This is a genomic window from Duganella vulcania (assembly GCF_009857655.1).
Taxonomy (GTDB): domain Bacteria; phylum Pseudomonadota; class Gammaproteobacteria; order Burkholderiales; family Burkholderiaceae_D; genus Rugamonas; species Rugamonas vulcania.
In genome coordinates, this window is sequence record NZ_WWCX01000028.1 from 31060 (window position 1) to 51251 (window position 20192).

The window sequence follows — 20192 nt, forward strand, 5'->3', positions numbered from 1 at the left end:
CTTGTAACGGTTGATGTTTAGCCGCTCCCTGTCATCGCTGCAATGACACGGTGCGCTTCAGTTCCATGGGCGCCTGCTGTCCCGCCACGCCCGTGCCGGGCTGCCCGGAACCCACGCTCAGCTGGTACTGTCCCGGTGTCAGCTGGCGCTGGCCGTCGCGCGTGACAAAGCTCAGGTCGCGCGGCGTCAGGCGGAAACTGATCTTGCGGCTCTCGCCCGCCTTCAGCGTGACGCGCTGGAAGCCGCGCAACGCCAGCCGTGGCGCACCCTCGAAGGCCGGCGGCGTCAGGTACAGCTGCGCCACTTCGTCGCCGTCGCGGCCGCCGGTGTTGGTCACTTGCGTGGTCACCGTCACGCCGTTTTCCGGCGCGCCATCCACCGGCGCGATGTGCAGCGGCGCGTAGCCGAAGCTCGTGTAGCTGAGCCCGGCGCCGAAGGCATAGACCGGCGTGCCGTTGTAGTAGCGGTAGGTGCGGCCACGCATGCCGTAGTCGTCGAACGGCGGCAGGTCGGCCACGTTGCGGTAGAAGGTCAGCGGCAGGCGGCCGCCCGGATCGGCGCGGCCGGTCAGCACATCGGCAATCGCCAGGCCGCCCGACTGGCCGGGATACCAGGCCTCCAGGATGGCGGCGGCGTTGTCCTTGGCCCACGACAGGTCGAGCGCGCTGCCGTTCATCAGCACCACCACCAGCGGCTTGCCCAGCGCCTTGGCGCGTTCCAGCAGTTGCCGCTGCTCGGCCGGCAGGTCCAGCGATGTCTTGTCGCCGCCCTCGAAGCCGTCCACCTTGATCGCCATTTCCTCGCCTTCCAGGTCCGACGTCAGGCCGACCACGGCAACGATCACGTCGGCGTCCGCGGTGGCGCGGCGCAGGTCGGCATCGGCGTCGCTGGAGATGCGCTTCCAGAACAGGCCGGGCACGCCGCTGCCGCCGGACTCCGCCTCGAAGTGCAGCGGATAGCGCTGGCCTTGTTCCAGCCGCACCGTGGTCAGTTTCAGCGGCTCGCCCCATTGCGAATACTCGCTGGCCTCGACCAGCGCCTTGCCGCCTGCCTTCAGCGCACCCTTGACGCCGCTGACACCCAGCCGGTACAAGCCGCTTTCCGGAACGCTCAGCTCGCCATCCCAGGTGACCTTGTGATGATCGGCGACCGCCTTGAATTGCAGGCCGTGCGCCTCGAGTCCCGGTTCGTTGACGCTCAGCGCCGGCTTGCTGTCGTATTGTTCACCGTTGCGGTTGAAGTACTCGACGCGCAAGCCCGGCTGTCCATCCGGCGCGCGCAGGGCGGAGGCCGGCACCGGATCGCCATCGGTGATCGAGGCGCCGGCCGGCGCCAGCGTGATCCGCGCCTGCGGCAGCACGCGGCGCAAGCCCTCCAGCACCGATACCGGCGGCGCCGACTGGGTCGACGAGTAATTGCCGCGCAGGACGCGGGTGGCGTCCGCCAGCGGGCCGATCAGCGCCAGTTTCAGTCCCGGCTTGAGCGGCAGCACGCCGTCGTTCTTCAGCAGCACCAGGCTGCGCGTGGCCGCCTGCAGCGCCAGTGCCTGGTGCGCGGGCGTGTTGATGGCGCTGACCGGCACCGCATGGGCCTGGCGCTGCGGCAGGCCGGCCAGGTCGCCGTTGCGGTAGCGCGCCGAGAACAGCCGCACCAGGGCCTGGTCGATGTCGGCCATGCTGATCAGGCCGCGCTGCCAGGCTTCGCGATAGCGCTCCGCCAGGCCCGGCGTTTCGCCCAGGGTCTTGGTATTGCACTCGTTGTCGGTGCCGGCCTTCAGCGCCACCGCCACGGCGGCGGCGGGGTCGGCGGCGTACTTGTGGCGTTCCGAGATGTCGGTCACCGCGTCGCAATCGGAAACCACATAGCCCTTGAAGCCCCAGGCACCGCGCAGATGCTGCTGCATCAGCAGCTCGCTGCCGCAGGCCGGCTGGCCGTTGATGCGGTTGTAGGCGCACATGATGGAGCCGGCCTTGGCATCGACAATGGCGGCGCGGAAGGCCGGCAGATAGGTGTCCTCGAGATCATGCGCGGAAACGAACACGTTCGCCGCATGGCGTGTCGATTCCGGGCCGCTGTGCACGGCGAAGTGCTTGGGCGTGGCGATCACGTCGGGCAGGTCCGGATTGCCGCCCTGGATGCCGCGGATGAAAGCGACGCCCAGCGACGCGGTCAGGTAAGGGTCCTCGCCATAGGTTTCCTGGCCGCGTCCCCAGCGCGGGTCGCGGAAGATGTTGATGTTGGGCGACCAAGTGTCGAGCCCGGTGCCGATGCGTCCCAGGTGCCCGGTCTCGCGGCCCAGCGTGTGCAGGGCCCGCACTTCGGTGCTGATGGCGGCGGCCACCTGGTGCAGCAGCGGCGCGTCGAAACTGGCGGCCAGGCCTATCGGTTCGGGGAAGTTGGTGGTGGGCAGCGGCCCCAGTGCGCCGTGCAGCGACTCGGTCCACCAGTTGTAGGCCGGGATGCCCAGGCGCGGCACGGCGGGCGCCACGTTCAGCAACTGATTGATCTTTTCGTCCAGCGTCAGTTGCGCCACCAGGCGGTGGGCGTGCGCCTGGGCGTCACCGCGCACGTCTGCGCCGTGGACGGGAAGCGGAATGGCAGCAGCCAGCACCAGGGCCTGCACGGCCAAGCGCTTCCATCCGCGATACGTGTCTCCTGTTCGGCCCTGTAGGCGGGCCTTTTTATGTCGCATGTTAGCCTTCATGTTAGTGAAGCTAAAAATGTTTGCGGTAACATTTTTTAATACGACAAATGTAGTCCTTGCATTATCAATTAACCAATCACTTTTTTTTCGCGCTTGATATCGAAATTGATATCACAGGGAGGGCGCGCCGGTTGCGCCGATCGCCTTTGCGGTGGGCAGATGAGTGGATTGTGGAAATCCGCTTGCGCTTGACGCCGGCGGCGGTCCATGGTCCGATCTCGGTCCGGAGCGTGAAGGTCCAGCGGGTATTCAACCAAGGCTGTTGTAATGTAATGGCCATCGACCACAAATTGTAAGGAAGGCGCCATGAACAAGCCCATCAAGATTCTTTTGCAGACCACCATCGTCAGCACCGACAATGACTGGCATATCGGCCGCTTCTCTTTGCTGCGCGACTTGCTGGCCGGCTTGACCGGCGACGATGGCCAGCCGCTGTTCGAGGTCACTGCGCGCGATCGCGTCAGTGTCGGCAGCGCCGATCCGGTGCTGTCCACATTGGCGGAGTCGGACTACGGCCAGGTATGGCTGTTCGCGGTCGACACCGGCGACGGCTTGCACGCCGATGACCGCGCGGGACTCTCCGCGTTTCACCGCCGGGGCGGCGGCTTGATGATCACGCGCGACCACATGGATTTGGGCTGCTCCATCTGCTCGATAGACGTGATCGGCGCCATGCATATTTTCCATAACCATAATCGCGTCGCGGGCAGCTTGCCGCCCGCGCCGGACGATCGCGGCACGCCGCAAATCCTGTGGCCAAATTTTCATTCGGGCGCCAACGGCGACGCCCAGCGCATCAACATTGTTAGTCCGGCGCATCCCGTGTTGCGCGATGCCGAGTCCGAAGACGGCTTGTTGCATTATCTGCCGGCCCATCCGCATGAAGGCGCGGTCGACGCGCCCGCCGGCGTGGCGAATGCACGCGTGATCGCCACCGGCATCAGCAAGGCCACCGGCAACCCGTTCAATATCGCCGTCGCAATCGAAGCGTCCGCCGGCAACGGACCGGTGATTGCAGAGTCCACCTTCCACCACTTCGCCGACTACAACTGGAACCCTGCCTCAGGCTGCCCGGATTTCGTGAGCGAGGCGCCGGGGAATAGTCTGGCGACGACGCCTCACGCAATGCGTTCGGTTCATCGATACGCCAGCAACGTCGCGCTGTGGCTGACTGGACGGCTGGGCTGATTCGGGCTGTGCGCTGCGTGTCATGGCGAATGCCAGGCGCAGATGTTAAAAGCCTTTCAATGGACTGGCATTCTGCTAGAATTAATTTTTTAACATCTTCATACTCGACAATGACTTCAGCCCCCTGGCGCTCGGCCGTGCTCATCGCCTGCTCGCTCGCAATCAGCGGGGCGCTGGCTGCGGAGCCCGCTCTCCTTCCAATCGAGGATTTCTTCAAAAGACCCGAGATGACGGGCGCCACCATCTCCCCCGATGGTCATTTCGTTGCGATGCGCACGCAGTCGCCAAATGGCCGCAGCATGCTGGTGATCCTCAATACCGAGACGCGCGAACAGAAGGCGGTAGCCAACTATCGCAACGCCGATATCGAACACTTCTATTGGCTGAGCGACAAACGCCTGGCCTTTTCGATCATCAACGTCGACCATGATGGCGACATCGGCGTACCGGGCCTGTATGCGGTGGACCGCGACGGCAGCAAGTTTTCCGCGCTGACGGAAACCATCAAACAACCACGCTCCTTTGCCGATACCGATTCCTCCAACAACAGCGGCACGCTGGCTAGCTTGTCGATGCATGGTTTCGCCGCGCGCAAGCGGGAGGCCATGTTCGCGATGGAGCGCTGGGAGGACCGGGTCGAGCTGGTGCGTCTTAACACCCGCAATGGTGCGCGCACCGCCATGCAGGCGCCCCTCAAAACCTTCAACTGGTTGATCGACGCCGCCGGCGATCCGCGCATCGCCGTAGCGAGGCATAAAGACGAAAACGTTGTGTTTTACGAAGACGATGGCAACTGGCGCCAGATCGCCGCCTTTAGCCCGCTGAGCCCGGAAGCTTTCGAGCCGCTGCTGTTCGTCGATGGCATGCTGTACATACGCGCCTACAACGGCGCCAACGAATCGTCCGTCTATCGCTACGACCTGAAAAAAAATGCCATCATTCCCGGGCCGCTCATCACGGCGCCAGGTTTCGACGCCGATGGTCACTTCCTGGTGGACGAAAAACGGATGCTGGGTTTTAAGCTCAATCTCGAAAGCGAAACCACGGTGTGGTTCGACAAAGAAATGAAGCAGCTGCAGGCCGACGTTGATGCGCTGCTGCCCGGCAGGGTCAACAATCTCTCGTACGGTGATCACAATACGACACCTTTCGTGGTCATCGACAGCTACTCGGATGTGCACAGCCATATATACCTGCTCTACAACCGGGAGGCCAAGACCTTGCTGATGCTGGGCGGAGCCCATCCCGATATTGACGTCACGCGCATGGCGACCTCGGAGATGATCCGTTATCCAGCACGCGACGGCATGAAGATACCGGCCTATGTCACCTTGCCCGCTGCGGGACCGAAGAAGATGCTGCCGACCGTGGTGCTGATGGGGGAAACGCAGTGGACGCGCAATGGGTCCTGGGCGTGGAACGATGAAGTGCAGTTCCTGGCATCGCGTGGCTATCTTGTGCTGCGACCTGATCCGCGAGGCGTGGCCGGCTTTGGCCGCGCCCATAGGGAGGCTGGCGCCAAACAATGGGGACGCTCCATCCAGGACGATATTGCCGACGCAGTCAAATGGTCGGTGCAGCAGGGTTATACCGATCCAGCGCGCGTCTGCATCGCGGGTCCGGGCTACGGTGGTTATGCCGCGATGATGGGACTGATCCGCGATCCACAGGTATTCAAATGTGGCATCAGTTGGTCCGGCATCACCGATATCGGCGCCATATTCAAGTACGATGCGGACAGCCTTGCCGCCGCGCGCGCAACGACGGAACTACGCGCCATCGTCGGCGATCCAAAGTCGGACGCGGCACAGTTCAACGACGCGTCGCCGCTACAGAACGCAGCGCGCATACACCAGCCGGTGCTGCTCGCCTACGGCAAGGAAGACCAACGCGTGCCGTTCTCCGACGGCCTCAAGTTTTACGAAAAGCTCAGCGCCACCAATCCCCGCGTGGAATGGCTGACCTATTCGCCCAGCGTGACCGATTGGAAAACCCAGGCCAACCGCATCGATCTGTGGAAGCACATCGAAGCTTTCCTGGCCCGAAATATCGGACCGTCCATGCCCGCCGAACAAGCAGCGGACGTGGCGCGATAGTAGGGGGGGGGGGGATCGGCGGCCGGCACCGCGGTTAAGTACGCGATCAGACTGGCGACATCCGTTCCAGGGCGTGCGCTGCTGCCAGAATTCCACCTAGAATTCGGTCGGCGACTTTTTCCGAGAACCCGGCTGGCAGCTCCGTGCGGACCTTGTCCACAATCCCAGGTGTGCGGGTAATGAAGTCCTGGATCAGAGGCTCGGCGTTGTCGCCGTAGCCGACCTTCTTCGCCGTGCTGTTGAAGTGGCGTCGCATGATGCTGTGTGCCAGGTAGTGCCTGTTCTTCCCGAGTAGCGCCATGGCCATCTTGACGTCCTGCTCGGCCCACTGGTTCGGCCCATTGCCAATGGCAGGGTAGGCCGACATCACGTCATAGACAGGCGTCATCTTGAAGCGCTGCTCGCCGGCGAGTAGCTGGATGCTGAAGTTCTTGGCGTGACCATCCGGCGCACGCAGCATCCAGAACAGAAGCTGCGTGGCCATGAGTGTGTGCATGTCCGCGACCGCCTGTTGCGACTGCTGCAGCAAGGTGAACATCTGTTGCAGGCCCGGAGCGCCTTCGTTTTCGTATTTCATCAGCGGCGAGGTGCCCGTCGCCTGACAAAAATCCTCTTGAACCAGCCGGAACAGCTGCTTCCCATCGCGCGACGTTGTCCTGTCGAAGCGCTCGACGACGAGTACCCGCTGTGAGCCGAATGTCGCGATCTGCGCATTCGCTGTCGGCAACCCGTATTCCTTGAACAGCCGCAGGCATAGCCACTCGTTGTCGACCGATGTGGAGAAGTCCGCTTTTCTCCCGCCAACCAGGCCGATGGGGAGCTTGAAGATATGCGTCGTCGGTGTGGCGCCCCGCGGCTTCATCCATTTTCCATCCCACCACAGGAACGCGTCCTTCTCTTGCGCGCCGGCCAGCGAGATCCTGAAATCGTCATCGGGGTCCGGCATGGCGCTGTAGTGGCCTGGATCAACCACGTCCAGCAGGTGCCGCTCAATGGCCTCATCATCAACCACTATGCCGTCGACCTTGTCCTGTCCTTCGGGGTTGACACCCTCGGACAGAAGCTGCAAAGCACCAGCGCAGTCCCGACCGACGGCCGCGAGAAGGTCAAACGCATCGGTGGAGCCAGTCCTGAACCGGACTGCAAGGCGTTTGCGTATGGTGTCGCTGTCCGGCAGCAGTCCATCGAAGTAGTGGGAGACGCGGTCTCCCTTTAGCGGTTCGTTATGAAGATTGAACGGCAGCGATAGCGAGATTGGGCGCCCACGTGGGGACTTGCACCAGGCTTCGTCGTATTGCAGCTCGGAGTCGCCAGAGGCTTTGACCGTCCAGCGCCCGACATAGTCCCCATTTGCCCAGAGGTGCAGTGTTTGGTGATGCGCGCGGCGGCCCATGATTACCACTCAGCGGAGCTGCTCGGCCCGTCCTCGATTCGCTCCCCGAGCCGCAGCTCCAGCCCGATTGCCGAGCACCAGCTGAGCAACTGCTTGACGCTGATTTCATCCGGATGTTGCTCCAGGTGCGAAATGCGGTTCTGGCTCAGGCCAAGCCGCTGCGCCACGGCGGTCTGCGTGAGCTTGCGCCGCTTACGCGTAGACAAGAGCAACTGACCTAGCTGTGGCGTGGTGATGATAAGCTGGGATGCGGGGGCAGTTGGCATGGAAGGTATCCGTTATTCAGATAAACTGAGTTTAGCTGAATTTCAGATAAATTCAATCTATCCGAATTTATCCGTCATCCGGATACCCGCTCCTAACGACAAAGGCAAACACTGACTGATCAGGAAGCCGCAGGACTGGTTGACATCAGGCAGCCGCCACAACAGCACCGGTTACACAGCGGTGACATGGAGCATCGCAAGGAGCCATAGAACAAAAAGGGTTACACGTCGAAACGTGTAACCCTTAAATATTACCGAGTATTTCATGGTGCCGACTGCCGGTTTCGAACTGGCCACCTGATGATTACAAATCAACTGCTCTACCAAATGAGCTAAGTCGGCGAAACTTGTACGGGGCGAATTATACGCTATTTAATTCGCGTGAGAGTAGGCCGGCCACCCTTTTTTGGCGGGTCGGTATCGTCGTCCGGAGCGCTTGGCGCCTCGGTTTTAGCCTCTTGCGCGGGCGCTGGAACGGCGGCCAGCACCGGTGCCGGCGCGCTGGTTTCCTCATCGGCCGGCGGCTCGGCGAAGCCCAGTTGCGGCTCGAACGCCATCCCCTGGCCGTTCTCGTTGGCGTAGATCGCCATGACGTTGTTGACCGGGACGTAGATCTCCCGCGACACACCGCCGAAGCGCGCGTGGAAGCGGATGCTGTCGTTGTCCATCTTCAGGCCCGAGGTGGCGCCGAAGCTGATGTTGAGGACGATTTCGCCTTTTTTCACATATTCCATCGGTACCGTGGTCGAGGCGTCGACCTTGACGGCGAGGTAGGGCGTATAGCCGCTGTCCGTGCACCACTCATAAATGGCGCGCAGCATGTAGGGCTTGGTTGAGATTTCAGACATGGTCTTCCAGACTGCAGTAGAACCCGGCGCGCCGCCCGCTAAGGCCGGCAAACGCGCCGATAGACTTCAAGTAAATCGGCCTGCGTCCGATTAACGGCGCATGACCTTTTCCGACGGCGTCAGCGCTTCGATGTAGGCTGGGCGCGAGAAGATGCGCTCGGCGTACTTCATCAGCGGGGCTGCGGTCTTCGACAGTTCGATGCCGTAGTGATCCAGGCGCCACAGCAGCGGCGCGACCGCCACGTCCAGCATCGAGAACTCATCGCCCAGCATGTACTTGTTCTTCAGGAACAGCGGCGCGAGCGTGGTCAGGCGGTCGCGGATTTCCGCGCGCGCCTTGTCGTGGCTCTTGTCGTTGCTCTTGGCGCGTTCGCTTTCCAGCACGTGCACGTGGACGAACAATTCTTTCTCGAAGTTGAACAGCATCAGGCGCGCACGGGCGCGCATCAGCGGATCGGCCGGCATCAGCTGCGGATGCGGGAAGCGTTCGTCGATGTACTCATTGATGATGTTCGATTCGTACAGGATCAATTCACGTTCCACCAGGATGGGCACCTGACCATAGGGATTCATGGTCGAGATGTCTTCCGGCTTGTTGAACAGGTCGACATCGCGCACTTCGAAGTCCATGCCTTTTTCAAACAGGACCAGACGGCAGCGTTGCGAAAATGGGCAGGTTGTACCCGAATAGAGAACCATCATTTTTATAGTTCCTTAGAAGAACAAAGGGGGTGAAGCCGCGAACGGATCACCCCGGATCGATCGCCCGCCAACGCGGGCATCGCAAAACAAGCGCCGGCTAGCCGGCACTCTCGATTATTTAACTTCTTTCCAGAACGACGCGTTCAAGCGCCATGCCAGGAAGGCGAAGCCGGCCATAAACAGCACCACCCATGCGCCCAGTTTTTTGCGGGTCTGCGCTGCAGGCTCCGCCATCCACTCCATGTAACCGACCAGGTCGGCCACCGCAGTGTCGTATTCCAGCTTGCTCATTTTGCCCGGCGTGACTTGCTCGAAGCCGGCAAAGCGATGGATCTTTTTGCCTTCTTCGTGCGGGTCGGCCACTTCTTCCATCTTGACCTTCTGCACGCCCTGCAGTTCCCACAACACGTGCGGCATCGCCACGTTGTTGACCACCAGGTTGTTCCAGCCGGTCGGGCGGGTGTCGTCCTTGTAGAAGGTGCGCAGGTAGGTGTACAGGTAGTCGCCGCCGCTGCCGGCGCCCGAGGCTTTCGCGCGCGCGATCACCGACAGGTCCGGCGGCACCACGCCGAACCATGCTTTCGCGTCTTTCGGGTTCATCGTGGTGGTCATCATTTCGCCGACCTTGTCACCGGTGAACAGCAGGTTGGCCTTGATTTGCTCTTCCGTCAGACCGAGGTCGCGCAGACGGTTGTAGCGCATCGAGGACGCATTATGACAGTTCAGGCAGTAGTTGACGAACAGTTTGGCGCCGTTTTGCAGGGCCGCCATGTTATTCGAACGGTCAGGCGCCTTGTCGAGGGCGACGCCGCCTTCATTGGCCAGTACCAGGCCTGGCACCAGGGCCAGGATGGCGAGCAGTTTTTTAGAAAAATTCATGTAATGTCCTTTGTGTACTTTAGCGGGAGGCGTCGATCAGTGCGCGTGGAACACTACGCGGTCCGGGACCTTCTTGAACGTGCCCATGGCGCTCCACCAAGGCATGAACAGGAAGAAGCTAAAGTAAAGCAGGGTGCATACTTGCGAGAACAGCGTGCGGCCTTCGGTCGGTGGCAGGGTACCCAGGTAGCCCAGCGACAGGAAGCAGAAGAAGAACACGGCGTACACATACTTGTGCCAGCTCGGGCGGTAGCGGATCGACTTGACCGGCGACTTGTCCAGCCATGGCAGGAAGGCCAGGATCACCACCGAGCCGCCGAAGAACACCACGCCCCAGAACTTGGCGTCGAGCACCTGCGGCAGCATGCCGACGATGGCCACCAGCGCGATCGCGGCGATGGCGGTCTTGACCGCGCTCGACAGGCGCGACTTGAGCCAGATGAACACCACATAGCCGGCCACGAAGAACATCAGCACCCACATGAAGTCGGCGGTGGTGGCGCGCAGCACCGAGTAGAACGCGGTGAAGTACCAGGTCGGCGCGATGTGCAGCGGGGTCTTGAGCGAGTCGCCCGGCAGGAAGTTGTTATATTCCAGGAAGTAGCCGCCCATTTCCGGGGCGAAGAACACCACGGTGCTGAAGATCAGCAGGAAGATCGAGACGCCGAACAGGTCGTGCACGGTGTAGTAAGGGTGCGAAGGGATGGAATCGACCGGGTGGCCGTCGGCGCCCAGGTTTTCCTTCACTTCGATGCCGTCCGGGTTGCTCGAGCCGACTTCGTGCAGCGCGATCAGGTGGGCAGCCACCAGACCCAGCAGGACCAGCGGGATCGCGATCACGTGGAAGGCGAAGAAGCGGTTCAGGGTGGCGTCGGACACCACGTAGTCGCCGCGGATCCACAGCGACAGGTCAGGGCCGATCAGCGGGATGGCGCCGAACAGGTTGACGATCACCTGGGCGCCCCAGTACGACATCTGGCCCCATGGCAGCAGGTAGCCGAAGAAGGCTTCGGCCATCAGGCACAGGAAGATGGCGAAACCGAACAGCCAGATCAGTTCACGTGGCTTGCGGTACGAGCCGTACAGCAGGCCGCGCGTCATGTGCAGGTAGACGATGATGAAGAAGGCCGATGCGCCGGTCGAGTGCATGTAGCGCACCAGCCAGCCCCACGGTACTTCGCGCATGATGTATTCGACCGAACCGAAGGCCAGGTTGGCGTCCGGCTTGTAGTGCATGGTCAGGAAGATGCCGGTGACGATCTGCAGCACCAGCACCAGCATGGCCAGCGAGCCGAAGATGTACCAGAAGTTGAAGTTTTTCGGGGCGTAGTATTTGCCCCATTGGTCGTTCCACAGCTTGGTCAGCGGGAAGCGGTCGTCGACCCAGCCCAGTGCTTTTTGTGCGGCCGGTGCATCGGCCGGGAATTTAGTCTCTTTGAAAGCCGCCATGATTTACGCCTCGCCTTTCTCGTCTTTACCAATGATCAGCTTGGTGTCGCTCAGGAACATGTGACGCGGCACCTGCAGATTGTCCGGCGCCGGCTTGTTCTTGAACACGCGGCCGGCCATGTCGAAGGTCGAACCGTGGCATGGGCACAGGAAGCCGCCTTCCCAGTCGTCCGGCAGCGATGGCTGCGGGCCGGGAGTGAATTTGGACGATGGCGAGCAGCCCAGGTGGGTGCAGATGCCGACCGCCACCAGGATCTCCGGCTTGCGCGAGCGCCATTCGTTGCGGGCGTATTCCGGGGTGAATTCCTCCGGGTTGCGCTTGGAGTCGGCGTCGGCCACTTTGCCGTCGGTCTTTTTCAGCGAGGCCACCATCTCAGGGGTACGCTTGATAATCCAGACCGGCTTGCCGCGCCATTCGACGGTTTTCATTTCACCGGGATTGAGGCTGGAAATATCCACTTCCACCGGTGCGCCGGCGGCCTTGGCGCGCTCGGACGGTTGGAACGTGCTTACCAGTGCCCCGGCGGTTGCCAGGCCCACTACACCACCCGCCGCGCCTGTTGCGACGAGCAATCCGCGTCGGCCCGAATCGACCTGCTTTTCGATACTCATACAAACCCCAATCAGTCAAAGTGCGAACAAAATCCGAAAACCGCGAACAAAATCTGAAACCTGTTGAAGCACGAATATCGCTTCTAGCAACCTTAAATTATAAGGTAAGCGTGATACGAATTAAAGCAAAAACGTTGCCGTAACCCCAATTGCGGGCATTTGCGCACCGTTTTGGACTTGAATTTTGCCGGCCCATCCCCTACTGGCGGAGCGCAAGCGATAGATATTGATGCAAGACAAATTTATAGCGTAAATCGGTGTCAAATGCGCATGGCGCGAGCGAGTTTGGAATCCAATTGAAAAAATAGTATGATCCAGACGCAGTTTTGTTCACAAATGACCACAGAGCGAGGATAGAAGAATGGCAATGATGCAGGAATTTAAAGAATTCGCGATGAAGGGCAATGTGGTCGACCTCGCCGTTGGCGTGATCATCGGCGGCGCATTCGGCAAGATCGTCGACTCGCTGGTGGCCGACATCATCATGCCGCCGATCGGCAAACTGTTTGGCGGGCTCGATTTCGCCAATTACTATATCGCGCTGAACGGCCAGGATCCGCACCTGAGCCTGGCCGAAGCGAAAAAGCTGGGCGCGGTGTTCGCCTACGGCAATTTCGCCACCATCCTGCTGAACTTCATCATCCTGGCCTTCGTGATCTTCCAGATGGTGCGGCTGATGAACAAGGCGCGCAATTTGAACACCAAGGAAGTGGCGGCGGAAGCGGCCGCGGCGCCGGCGCCGACCCCGGAAGACATCGTGCTGCTGCGCGAAATCCGCGACTCTCTGAAGAAATAACAAGGACGCCGTCCACCGGGCGGCAGGCTGAACGCTATGCGACGACTCTGGTTATTGTTTGCGCAAACGGTGACCGTCGTACTGGCACTGTATTTCGTCTACACGGCGGTGGGGCCGGAGCGGCTCGCGCCGGTGCGTTCCCAGCAGATCGGCAATGCCGACCATCCGGCCGTGACGCTGGAGGCGGGGCCTGGCAAGGCGCCCGGCGTGGCGGTCGGCTCGTACCGGGCGGCGGCGGGGCGGGCCATGCCGGCCGTGGTCAACATCATCACCAGCAAGAAACCCAAGCGCGGCAAGCATCCGCTGCTGCGCGACCCCTTCTTCAAGAAATTCTTCGGCGACCGCGACGGCGAGAACGACGACGATGAATCCAGCCTGGGCTCGGGCGTCATCGTCTCCGGCGAAGGCTACATCCTGACCAACAACCACGTGGTCGAGGCGGCCGACGAGATCGAGGTGATCCTGGCCGACGGCCGCAAGGCCGCCGCCAAGGTGGTGGGCACCGATCCCGAGACCGACCTGGCCGTCATCAAGATCGAGCTCGACAAGCTGCCGGTGATCGTGCTGGGCCAGGCTGAGCAGGCGCGGGTGGGCGATGTGGTGCTGGCCATCGGCAATCCGTTTGGCGTTGGCCAGACCGTGACGATGGGCATCATCTCCGCGCTGGGGCGCAACAACCTGCACATCAACCACTTCGAGAACTTCATCCAGACCGACGCCGCGATCAACTTCGGCAATTCCGGCGGCGCGCTGGTGGACGCCAGCGGCAACCTGCTGGGGATTAACTCGGCGATCTACTCGCAGTCGGGCGGATCGGTGGGCATCGGCTTCGCCATTCCGGTGTCGACCGCGAAGTCGGTGATGGAGGCCATCATCAAGTCCGGCCACGTGGTGCGCGGCTGGATCGGCGTGGAGACGCAGGAGATCACGCCCGAGCTGGCGTCGAGCTTCGGATTGACGCGCCAGAGCGGCGCCATCATCGCTGGCGTGGTGCGCAACGGCCCGGCCGACAAGGGCGGCATGAAGCCGGGCGACATCCTGCTGTCGGTGGACGACAAGCCGGTGGCCGACACCAACGACATGCTCAATCTGATCGCCCAACTCGTTCCCGGCGGAAGCGCTAAAATGCGGATCTTGCGCAAGAGCCGCGAGACCACGCTCGACATCACGGTCGGCAAGCGGCCGGCCGGCGCCAAATAAGGAACCTGAATGCATCTGCGCGACCTGACTCAATTTCTCAAGGAACTGGCGGACAACAACAACCGTCCCTGGTTCATCATGAACAAACCGCGCTACGACATCCTGCGCGAAGAATTCCTGCAGGTGGTGACGGAGATGATAGGCGAGCTGGGCAAGTTCGACGCCGCCGTCAAGTTCTGCAATCCGAAGAAGGCGATGTTCCGCATCAACCGCGACGTGCGCTTCGCGCATGACAAGAGCCCGTACAAGACGCGCTTCTCGGCCGCGGTGGCGCCGAACGACCTGCGCCGTCCGAGCAAGGCCGGCGGGCCGACGTATTACATGCAGATCGACGGCAGCGGCAAGCTGCTGTTCGGCGCGGGCGAATACATGCCGCCGCCGGCGCGGCTGAAGGCGCTGCGCCAGCACATGGTCGAGGACGCGGCCGGCTTCAGCAAGGTGCTGAAGAATAAAAAATTAAAGGCCACCTTCGGCGACATCCAGAACGAAGGCAAGCTGATGCGCCCACCCAAGGGCTACGACCCCGAGCACGAGCACATCGAATACATCAAGCTGAAGAGTTTCTTTGTCTGGACCGAGGTCGACCTGCCGCTGAACAAGCCGGAGCTGCTGGTGCCGATGATCGCCAGCGGCCTGAAGGATGCCTACCCGCTGGTCGAATGGATGCGCGCCGCGAAAGAAGAGCCGTCCGAGGACTAACCAGGTCATTCCCGCCTACGCGGGAATGACGTTAGCGCGTTACTTTTTCATCGCGGGGGTCGCGCGCCAGCAGGCGCGAGACCATCGCTTGCGGCTGGTCGCCGTCGAACAGCACGCCGGCCACCGCGTTGGTGATCGGCATGTCGACGCCCATCCGCGCCGCCAGTTCGCGCACGGCCTTGGAGCACGGCACGCCTTCGGCCACGTGGCCCAGCTCGTGCACGATGGCGTCCAGCGGCTTGCCCTGCGCCAGCCCGAGGCCGACACGGCGGTTGCGCGACAGGTCGCCGGTGCAGGTCAGGATCAGGTCGCCCATGCCGGTCAGGCCCATGAAGGTTTCGGTCTGCCCGCCCAGCGCGGTGCCGAGGCGGGTGATTTCCGCCAGCCCGCGCGTGATCAGCGCGGCGCGCGCGTTCAGACCCAGGCCCAGGCCGTCGGCCACGCCGGTGGCGATGGCCAGCACGTTCTTCACCGCGCCGCCCACTTCCACGCCAACCAGGTCTTCGCTGGAATACACGCGGATGTTGCCGCCGTGGACGGCCGCCACCACGCAGTCGCGCAAGGCGGCCGAGTCGGAGGCGATGGTCAGCGCGCACGGCAGGCCCCTGGCCACTTCCTGCGCAAACGACGGGCCGGACAAGGCGCCACCGGCCACGCTGGCGCCCAGTACCTGGCGCACGATCTGGTGCGGCAGCAGGCCGGTGCCGTATTCAAAACCTTTGCACAGCCAGACCACGTTCGGTATCGCCCGCGTCTTCAGCTGCTCCAGCAGCGGACGCAGGCCCGCCACCGGGCAGGCGGCGATCAGCAGGCTATCCGGGCCGGCCACATGGGCCAGCGCGGCGTCGAAATCGCCGGTGACCTGGAGGCCGGCGGGGAAGGGTTGGCCGGGCAGGTAGGCGCTGTTCTCGCGCGTGCGCGCCATGTCCTGCATGGCCTCGCGGTTGCGGCCCCACAGCATGACGTCGTGGCGCTGGGCCAGCGCCATGGCGACGGCGGTGCCCCAGGCACCCGAGCCGAGCACGGCCACCTTGCGGACGGTGCCCGCGGCTTTGTTTGGATTATCTTGCATGGGACCTCATTCGGCGCCGGATGGCGCCGCTACGGCAATTATATGCCCCAGACTTCGGAATTCTTGACGTAACCGACCAGGCCGTCGCGGTGACGCACCTTGAGCCAGCCGCCGGCGGCCGATTCGGTCACTTCAAGCAGCACGCCCTTGTCGGCGACGAACACCGGCGCGGCACTGTCGTCCGGCGTGGCGCGGATCTTCAGGTTGGGCGTGCGGATGATGACGTTGCGCTTGGCGGTCAGGCCCTTGGCCTCGGTCCAGGCCAGCTCGCCGGAGACGTCGCGCACCTTGAGCCATTCGCCATAGGCCAGCACCACTTCCAGCGGCGTACCACGCGGCACCACGAACAGCTTGCCGCCCTTGGTCGATGGCGCGTCGTACAGGATCACGGGCGCGGCGCCTACCGTTTTGAAGTCGAACGCGTGCCCGGCGCTTACCGCCAGCATCAGGGTCAGACCGGCAATCAAACGGGGAAAAGTCATGGCTTACCTTGCAGAGGGACAGCGCGCGAAGGCGCGGCGTGTCGGGGTGATACCGCTGCCGGACGTGGCGCCCGGCAGCGTCGTACTTCAGAAACGGCTTAGTGCGTGGTCGCGGCGCCGTCGGTTGCTGCTGGTGCTGCGGCGGCCGCGTCGGCGATCGCTTGCATGCGCTGCTGGTAGAACACTTCGAAGTTGATCTCGGCCAGGTGCACTGGTGGGAAACCGGCACGGGTGATCACGTCGGCGATGTTGGCGCGCAGGTAAGGATAGACGATGTTCGGGCAACCGATGCCCAGCAGCGGATCGAGCTGCTCGGCTGGGATGTTGCGCGCTTCGAAGATACCGGCTTGCTTGCCTTCAACCAGGAAAGCGACCTTGTCTTTGACTTTGGCGGTCACGGTGATGGTGACGGTCGATTCGAACACGCCATCGGCCAGCGGCTCGGCGCCGACGTCCAGGGCGACTTCGATCGATGGCGCTTCCTGTTCCAGGAAGATCGCTGGGGAGTTCGGTTGTTCCAGCGACATGTCTTTCAGGTAGACGCGTTGGATTTGGAATACTGGTTGCAGGTTTTCGTCAGACATGGAACGCTTTCGTTATAGTGAAAACGAGCGGCACGCGCCGCTCGGAATATGTTGGCTTGGTATGGAGCTCAAATCAAACGCGAGGGCAATTGTATCAAAACCATTAAGATTTCAAACTATTTCTGCGGCCCTCTCGTTGTTATTTGGGGGCGCTTAGCCGTTTAACAAGGGGGTCAGGCCGCCCGCCTGCTCCAGCGCGTACAAATCGTCGAAGCCGCCGACGTGGGTCTCGCCGATATAGATCTGCGGCACGGTGCGGCGGCCGGTCTTTTCCATCATCAGCATGCGCTGTTCCGGATCAAGGTCGACGCGGATCTTTTCCAGCGTGGTCACGCCCTTGGCTTCCAGCAGGCGCTCGGCGCGCACGCAGTAGGGGCACACGGCGGTGGTGTACATGATTACACGGGCTGTCATCTTGACCTCCTTATTTGGCCAGCGGCAAGCCGGCTTTTTGCCATGCGGCAATGCCGCCGTCCAGGTTGACCACGTCCGCGAAGCCGGCCTTGGCCAGCACGCCGGCCGCCGAGTTGGCGCGCGCGCCGCTCTGGCAAACCAGGACCACGCTCTTGCTCTTGAACTTGTCCAGTTCGCCAATGCGCTTGGACAGCTCGCCCAGCGGAATGTTCTTGGCGTCCGGCAAGTGGCCAGCGGCAAATTCCGTTGCTTCACGAACATCCACAACGGTGGCTTTGCTGCGGTTGATCAACAGCGTCACCTCTTGCGCGCTGGCGCGTTTGCCGCGCTGCGTCAGTACCGGCCAGAGCAGGGCGCCGCCCGAGAGGACCACGATGGCGATGATGAAAATATTGTCAATGAAGAATTTCACAGGGTTCCAATGGTTTAAGTCAATGCGCGCATTATAAAATAGAAGCTGGAAGAGTTCTCGCAGTACCGGTTTTCCGTCCCGTTCAATCCTTTTTGAAGATAGTTCAAATGTATAAAATCGTATTCATGCGCCATGGCGAGTCCACCTGGAACCTCTCGAACCGCTTCACCGGCTGGACCGACGTGGACCTGACCGAGAAGGGCATCGCCGAAGCCAAGGCGGCCGGCAAGGTGCTCAAGGAATCCGGCTACACCTTCGACCTGGCCTACACCTCGGTGCTCAAGCGCGCGATCCGCACGCTGTGGCTGACCATGGACGAGATGGACATGATGTACCTGCCGGTCAAGAACGACTGGCGTTTGAACGAGCGCCACTACGGCGCGCTGCAGGGACTGGACAAGGGCGAGACCGCCGCCAAGTACGGCGACGACCAGGTACTGGTATGGCGCCGCAGCTACGACACGCCACCGCCGCCGCTGGCCGAGAACGACGACCGCGCCTCCTTCAACGACCCGCGCTACGCCGGCCTGGACAAGTCGCAGATCCCGCTGACCGAATGCCTGAAGGACACCGTGGCGCGCGTGATGCCGGCCTGGGACGAGGAAATCGCCCCGGCCATCCGCGCCGGCAAGAAGATCATCATCTCGGCCCACGGCAACAGCCTGCGCGCGCTGATCAAGATGCTCGACGGCATCAGCGATGACGACATCGTCGGCCTGAACATTCCGAACGGCCAGCCGCTGGTGTACGAACTGGACGCCGACCTGAAGCCGATCCGCCACTACTATCTCGGCGACGCCGACGCCATCGCCGCAGCGCAAGCCGCCGTGGCCAACCAGGGCAAGGCCAAGTAATTTGTCGCATTTTTCCTTACGAGGCTGGCGCGGCGCCGCCACCAGTGCGGCGCTGATGCTGATGCTGTTGAATGGCGCGCACGCCGCGCCGTTCAGCAAGACCACCGAGCGCAGCAAGCAGAAAGCGGCGGCCGAGGCCGAGCGCGCCAGCCTGCAGCAGAAGCTCAGCGCGCTCAAGAAAGACATCGGCAAGACCGAGAGCGCCAAGGACGACGCCGCCGACACCCTGGCCGAGTCCGAACAGGCGATCTCGGACGCCAACCGCTCGCTGCGCGACCTGGCGCAGGAGCAGGGTGACACCAACACCAAGCTGCAACAGCTCGCCGTCGAACACGACAAGCTGGCGGCCACGGTCGCCCAACAGAAACAGCAGCTGGCCAAGCTGCTGCGCGAGCAATACGTCGCCGGCAACGAGGACCGCATCAAGCTGCTGCTGTCCGGCGACAACCCCAACCGCATCAACCGCGACCTGCAGATGATGTCCTACGTGTCGCAGGCGCAGGCGCGCTTGCTGGACTCGCTGCGCGCCAACCTGAAGGCGGTCGAGGTCAACCAGGCTGCGGCGCAGAACGCCAAGGACGAACTGCAGGAAATCGCGGCCGAGGAAATGGAACAGAAGGCCAGGCTGGAGCAGGAGAAGTCGCGCCGCGCCGCGCTGCTGGCCTCGCTGTCGAAGAAACTTGTGGCCCAGCGCAAGGAAGCCGGCAACGTCGAGCGCGACGAACAGCGCCTGACCGGCCTGGTCGACAAGCTGGGCAAGCTGATCCAGGAACAGGCGATCGCCGCCGCCGCCGAGAAGAAGCGCCAGGAACTGGCCGCCGCCCGCGCCAAGGCCGAAGCGGAAGCCAGGGCCGAGGCCAAAGCCAGGGCTGACGCCGAGGCGCGCGCACTGGCCAAGGCCAAGGCGGCCGAGGCGGAACGCCAGCGCCTGGCCAAGGCCAACGCCGCCAAGTCCGGCACCATCAAGCCGCCGCCGTCCAAGCCCGACGCCATCGACGCCGACGAACCGAAAGTGGCGCAGCAGCCGGTCCGGCCGCCGGAACCGGTCAAGCCGCCGCCGCGCGAGGAGGAGCCGGCCAGGCCGGCCGCCAAGCAGGCCGATATCGCGCTGGCGCCGACCGTGCCGTCCGGCGCGCCGTTCGTCAGCCTTAAGGGACAGCTGCGCGCGCCCGTCAGCGGCAAGCTTGCCGCCAGGTTCGGCACCAAGCGCGGCGACGGCCCAAGCTGGAAGGGCGTGTTCATCCGCACCGGCGAGGGCGCCGAGATCCGCTCCATCGCTGGCGGCAAGGTCATCTTCTCGGACTGGCTGCGCGGCTTCGGCAACATGATCATCGTCGACCACGGCGGCCAGTACTGGAGCATCTACGGCAATTGCGAGTCGCTGCTCAAACGGGTCGGCGACGTCGTCAAAGCCGGCGACTCGATCGCCAGCGCAGGTAACAGCGGCGGCAACGAGGAATCGGGGCTATACTTTGAGCTTCGCCATCAGGGCACGGCATTCGATCCGGCTGGCTGGGTCAAGTTTTAAGGTTTGCGGAAAAA

General features: G+C 62.6%; 20 protein-coding genes and 1 tRNA gene. 7 read left to right on the plus strand and 14 right to left on the minus strand.

What is annotated here, in order from left to right:
- Nucleotides 1-31: 31 nt before the first annotated feature.
- Nucleotides 32-2623, minus strand: coding sequence for a glycoside hydrolase family 3 C-terminal domain-containing protein (locus tag GTP90_RS16850; protein ID WP_371875071.1), 2592 nt, complete (start codon nucleotides 2621-2623; stop codon nucleotides 32-34).
- Nucleotides 2624-3010: 387 nt separating this feature from the next.
- Here GTP90_RS16850 and GTP90_RS16855 point away from each other — a divergent pair, with 387 nt between their 5' ends.
- Both GTP90_RS16855 and GTP90_RS37595 read left to right on the plus strand, forming a co-directional pair.
- Entirely contained in the window at nucleotides 3011-3892 is an 882-nt protein-coding gene (locus GTP90_RS16855; RefSeq protein ID WP_161084648.1) for a hypothetical protein, read from the plus strand.
- A 137-nt stretch (nucleotides 3893-4029) separates the two neighbouring features.
- Nucleotides 4030-5988: a S9 family peptidase gene (locus GTP90_RS37595; RefSeq protein WP_161084649.1), complete on the plus strand. Its 1959-nt coding sequence runs from the start codon at nucleotides 4030-4032 to the stop codon at nucleotides 5986-5988.
- Nucleotides 5989-6034: 46 nt separating this feature from the next.
- Here GTP90_RS37595 and GTP90_RS16865 read toward each other — a convergent pair whose 3' ends face one another.
- From GTP90_RS16865 to petA, 8 genes are all read right to left on the minus strand, one after another.
- On the minus strand, nucleotides 6035-7381 hold the full coding sequence (locus GTP90_RS16865; protein WP_161084650.1) for a type II toxin-antitoxin system HipA family toxin: 1347 nt from the start codon (nucleotides 7379-7381) through the stop codon (nucleotides 6035-6037).
- Nucleotides 7382-7383: 2 nt separating this feature from the next.
- Nucleotides 7384-7647 (minus strand): helix-turn-helix domain-containing protein, encoded by a 264-nt coding sequence (locus GTP90_RS16870; protein ID WP_161084651.1) that lies wholly within the window; start codon nucleotides 7645-7647, stop codon nucleotides 7384-7386.
- Between the two features lie 266 nt (nucleotides 7648-7913).
- Nucleotides 7914-7989, minus strand: a tRNA-Thr gene (locus tag GTP90_RS16875).
- 26 nt (nucleotides 7990-8015) lie between these two features.
- Nucleotides 8016-8495 carry a ClpXP protease specificity-enhancing factor gene (locus tag GTP90_RS16880; RefSeq protein WP_161084652.1) on the minus strand — a complete coding sequence of 160 codons (480 nt, stop codon included), beginning with the start codon at nucleotides 8493-8495 and terminating at the stop codon, nucleotides 8016-8018.
- A gap of 90 nt (nucleotides 8496-8585) precedes the next feature.
- Entirely contained in the window at nucleotides 8586-9197 is a 612-nt protein-coding gene (locus GTP90_RS16885; protein WP_008443913.1) for a glutathione S-transferase N-terminal domain-containing protein, read from the minus strand.
- A 114-nt stretch (nucleotides 9198-9311) separates the two neighbouring features.
- Entirely contained in the window at nucleotides 9312-10076 is a 765-nt protein-coding gene (locus tag GTP90_RS16890) for a cytochrome c1 (RefSeq protein WP_161084653.1), read from the minus strand.
- 36 nt (nucleotides 10077-10112) lie between these two features.
- On the minus strand, nucleotides 10113-11525 hold the full coding sequence (locus tag GTP90_RS16895) for a cytochrome b (protein WP_161084654.1): 1413 nt from the start codon (nucleotides 11523-11525) through the stop codon (nucleotides 10113-10115).
- A 3-nt stretch (nucleotides 11526-11528) separates the two neighbouring features.
- Nucleotides 11529-12137, minus strand: coding sequence for a ubiquinol-cytochrome c reductase iron-sulfur subunit (petA, locus tag GTP90_RS16900; RefSeq protein WP_161084655.1), 609 nt, complete (start codon nucleotides 12135-12137; stop codon nucleotides 11529-11531).
- A 361-nt stretch (nucleotides 12138-12498) separates the two neighbouring features.
- Between petA and mscL the strand changes: the two genes are divergently transcribed.
- From mscL to GTP90_RS16915, 3 genes are read left to right on the plus strand one after another with little or no spacing between them, the layout of a single operon-like run.
- Nucleotides 12499-12933 (plus strand): large conductance mechanosensitive channel protein MscL, encoded by a 435-nt coding sequence (gene mscL / locus GTP90_RS16905; protein WP_161084656.1) that lies wholly within the window; start codon nucleotides 12499-12501, stop codon nucleotides 12931-12933.
- Nucleotides 12934-12969: 36 nt separating this feature from the next.
- Complete coding sequence (locus tag GTP90_RS16910) at nucleotides 12970-14133, plus strand: Do family serine endopeptidase (protein WP_161084657.1); 1164 nt, start codon at nucleotides 12970-12972, stop codon at nucleotides 14131-14133.
- 9 nt (nucleotides 14134-14142) lie between these two features.
- On the plus strand, nucleotides 14143-14832 hold the full coding sequence (locus tag GTP90_RS16915; RefSeq protein ID WP_161084658.1) for a DUF2461 domain-containing protein: 690 nt from the start codon (nucleotides 14143-14145) through the stop codon (nucleotides 14830-14832).
- Between the two features lie 31 nt (nucleotides 14833-14863).
- Here the strand turns inward: GTP90_RS16915 and GTP90_RS16920 are convergent, their stop codons facing one another.
- From GTP90_RS16920 to GTP90_RS16940, 5 genes are all read right to left on the minus strand, one after another.
- On the minus strand, nucleotides 14864-15904 hold the full coding sequence (locus GTP90_RS16920; protein WP_161084659.1) for an NAD(P)H-dependent glycerol-3-phosphate dehydrogenase: 1041 nt from the start codon (nucleotides 15902-15904) through the stop codon (nucleotides 14864-14866).
- 38 nt (nucleotides 15905-15942) lie between these two features.
- Complete coding sequence (locus tag GTP90_RS16925) at nucleotides 15943-16386, minus strand: SH3 domain-containing protein (protein ID WP_161084660.1); 444 nt, start codon at nucleotides 16384-16386, stop codon at nucleotides 15943-15945.
- A 98-nt stretch (nucleotides 16387-16484) separates the two neighbouring features.
- Nucleotides 16485-16970 (minus strand): protein-export chaperone SecB, encoded by a 486-nt coding sequence (gene secB, locus GTP90_RS16930; RefSeq protein WP_117012620.1) that lies wholly within the window; start codon nucleotides 16968-16970, stop codon nucleotides 16485-16487.
- Nucleotides 16971-17123: 153 nt separating this feature from the next.
- Nucleotides 17124-17384 (minus strand): glutaredoxin 3, encoded by a 261-nt coding sequence (gene grxC, locus GTP90_RS16935; RefSeq protein WP_117012621.1) that lies wholly within the window; start codon nucleotides 17382-17384, stop codon nucleotides 17124-17126.
- Nucleotides 17385-17394: 10 nt separating this feature from the next.
- Nucleotides 17395-17796 carry a rhodanese-like domain-containing protein gene (locus GTP90_RS16940; protein ID WP_161084661.1) on the minus strand — a complete coding sequence of 134 codons (402 nt, stop codon included), beginning with the start codon at nucleotides 17794-17796 and terminating at the stop codon, nucleotides 17395-17397.
- A 107-nt stretch (nucleotides 17797-17903) separates the two neighbouring features.
- Between GTP90_RS16940 and gpmA the strand changes: the two genes are divergently transcribed.
- Together gpmA and GTP90_RS16950 are read left to right on the plus strand one after the other, a co-directional pair.
- Nucleotides 17904-18650: a 2,3-diphosphoglycerate-dependent phosphoglycerate mutase gene (gene gpmA, locus GTP90_RS16945; protein ID WP_117012623.1), complete on the plus strand. Its 747-nt coding sequence runs from the start codon at nucleotides 17904-17906 to the stop codon at nucleotides 18648-18650.
- Between the two features lie 61 nt (nucleotides 18651-18711).
- The gene (locus GTP90_RS16950) at nucleotides 18712-20178 is read left to right on the plus strand and encodes a murein hydrolase activator EnvC family protein (RefSeq protein WP_161084677.1); all 1467 of its coding nucleotides are present in this window, start codon (nucleotides 18712-18714) and stop codon (nucleotides 20176-20178) included.
- Nucleotides 20179-20192: the final 14 nt, after the last annotated feature.

Bases quoted from the DNA above. Each gene is read 5' to 3' on its own strand.
- GTP90_RS16855 (WP_161084648.1), top strand. From the start codon at position 3,011: ATGAACAAGCCCATCAAGATTCTTTTGCAGACCACCATCGTCAGCACC.
- GTP90_RS16865 (WP_161084650.1), bottom strand. From the start codon at position 7,381: ATGGGCCGCCGCGCGCATCACCAAACACTGCACCTCTGGGCAAATGGG.
- GTP90_RS16870 (WP_161084651.1), bottom strand. From the start codon at position 7,647: ATGCCAACTGCCCCCGCATCCCAGCTTATCATCACCACGCCACAGCTA.
- GTP90_RS16880 (WP_161084652.1), bottom strand. From the start codon at position 8,495: ATGTCTGAAATCTCAACCAAGCCCTACATGCTGCGCGCCATTTATGAG.
- GTP90_RS16885 (WP_008443913.1), bottom strand. From the start codon at position 9,197: ATGATGGTTCTCTATTCGGGTACAACCTGCCCATTTTCGCAACGCTGC.
- GTP90_RS16890 (WP_161084653.1), bottom strand. From the start codon at position 10,076: ATGAATTTTTCTAAAAAACTGCTCGCCATCCTGGCCCTGGTGCCAGGC.
- GTP90_RS16895 (WP_161084654.1), bottom strand. From the start codon at position 11,525: ATGGCGGCTTTCAAAGAGACTAAATTCCCGGCCGATGCACCGGCCGCA.
- petA (WP_161084655.1), bottom strand. From the start codon at position 12,137: ATGAGTATCGAAAAGCAGGTCGATTCGGGCCGACGCGGATTGCTCGTC.
- mscL (WP_161084656.1), top strand. From the start codon at position 12,499: ATGGCAATGATGCAGGAATTTAAAGAATTCGCGATGAAGGGCAATGTG.
- GTP90_RS16910 (WP_161084657.1), top strand. From the start codon at position 12,970: ATGCGACGACTCTGGTTATTGTTTGCGCAAACGGTGACCGTCGTACTG.
- GTP90_RS16915 (WP_161084658.1), top strand. From the start codon at position 14,143: ATGCATCTGCGCGACCTGACTCAATTTCTCAAGGAACTGGCGGACAAC.
- GTP90_RS16920 (WP_161084659.1), bottom strand. From the start codon at position 15,904: ATGCAAGATAATCCAAACAAAGCCGCGGGCACCGTCCGCAAGGTGGCC.
- GTP90_RS16925 (WP_161084660.1), bottom strand. From the start codon at position 16,386: ATGACTTTTCCCCGTTTGATTGCCGGTCTGACCCTGATGCTGGCGGTA.
- secB (WP_117012620.1), bottom strand. From the start codon at position 16,970: ATGTCTGACGAAAACCTGCAACCAGTATTCCAAATCCAACGCGTCTAC.
- grxC (WP_117012621.1), bottom strand. From the start codon at position 17,384: ATGACAGCCCGTGTAATCATGTACACCACCGCCGTGTGCCCCTACTGC.
- gpmA (WP_117012623.1), top strand. From the start codon at position 17,904: ATGTATAAAATCGTATTCATGCGCCATGGCGAGTCCACCTGGAACCTC.
- GTP90_RS16950 (WP_161084677.1), top strand. From the start codon at position 18,712: ATGCTGTTGAATGGCGCGCACGCCGCGCCGTTCAGCAAGACCACCGAG.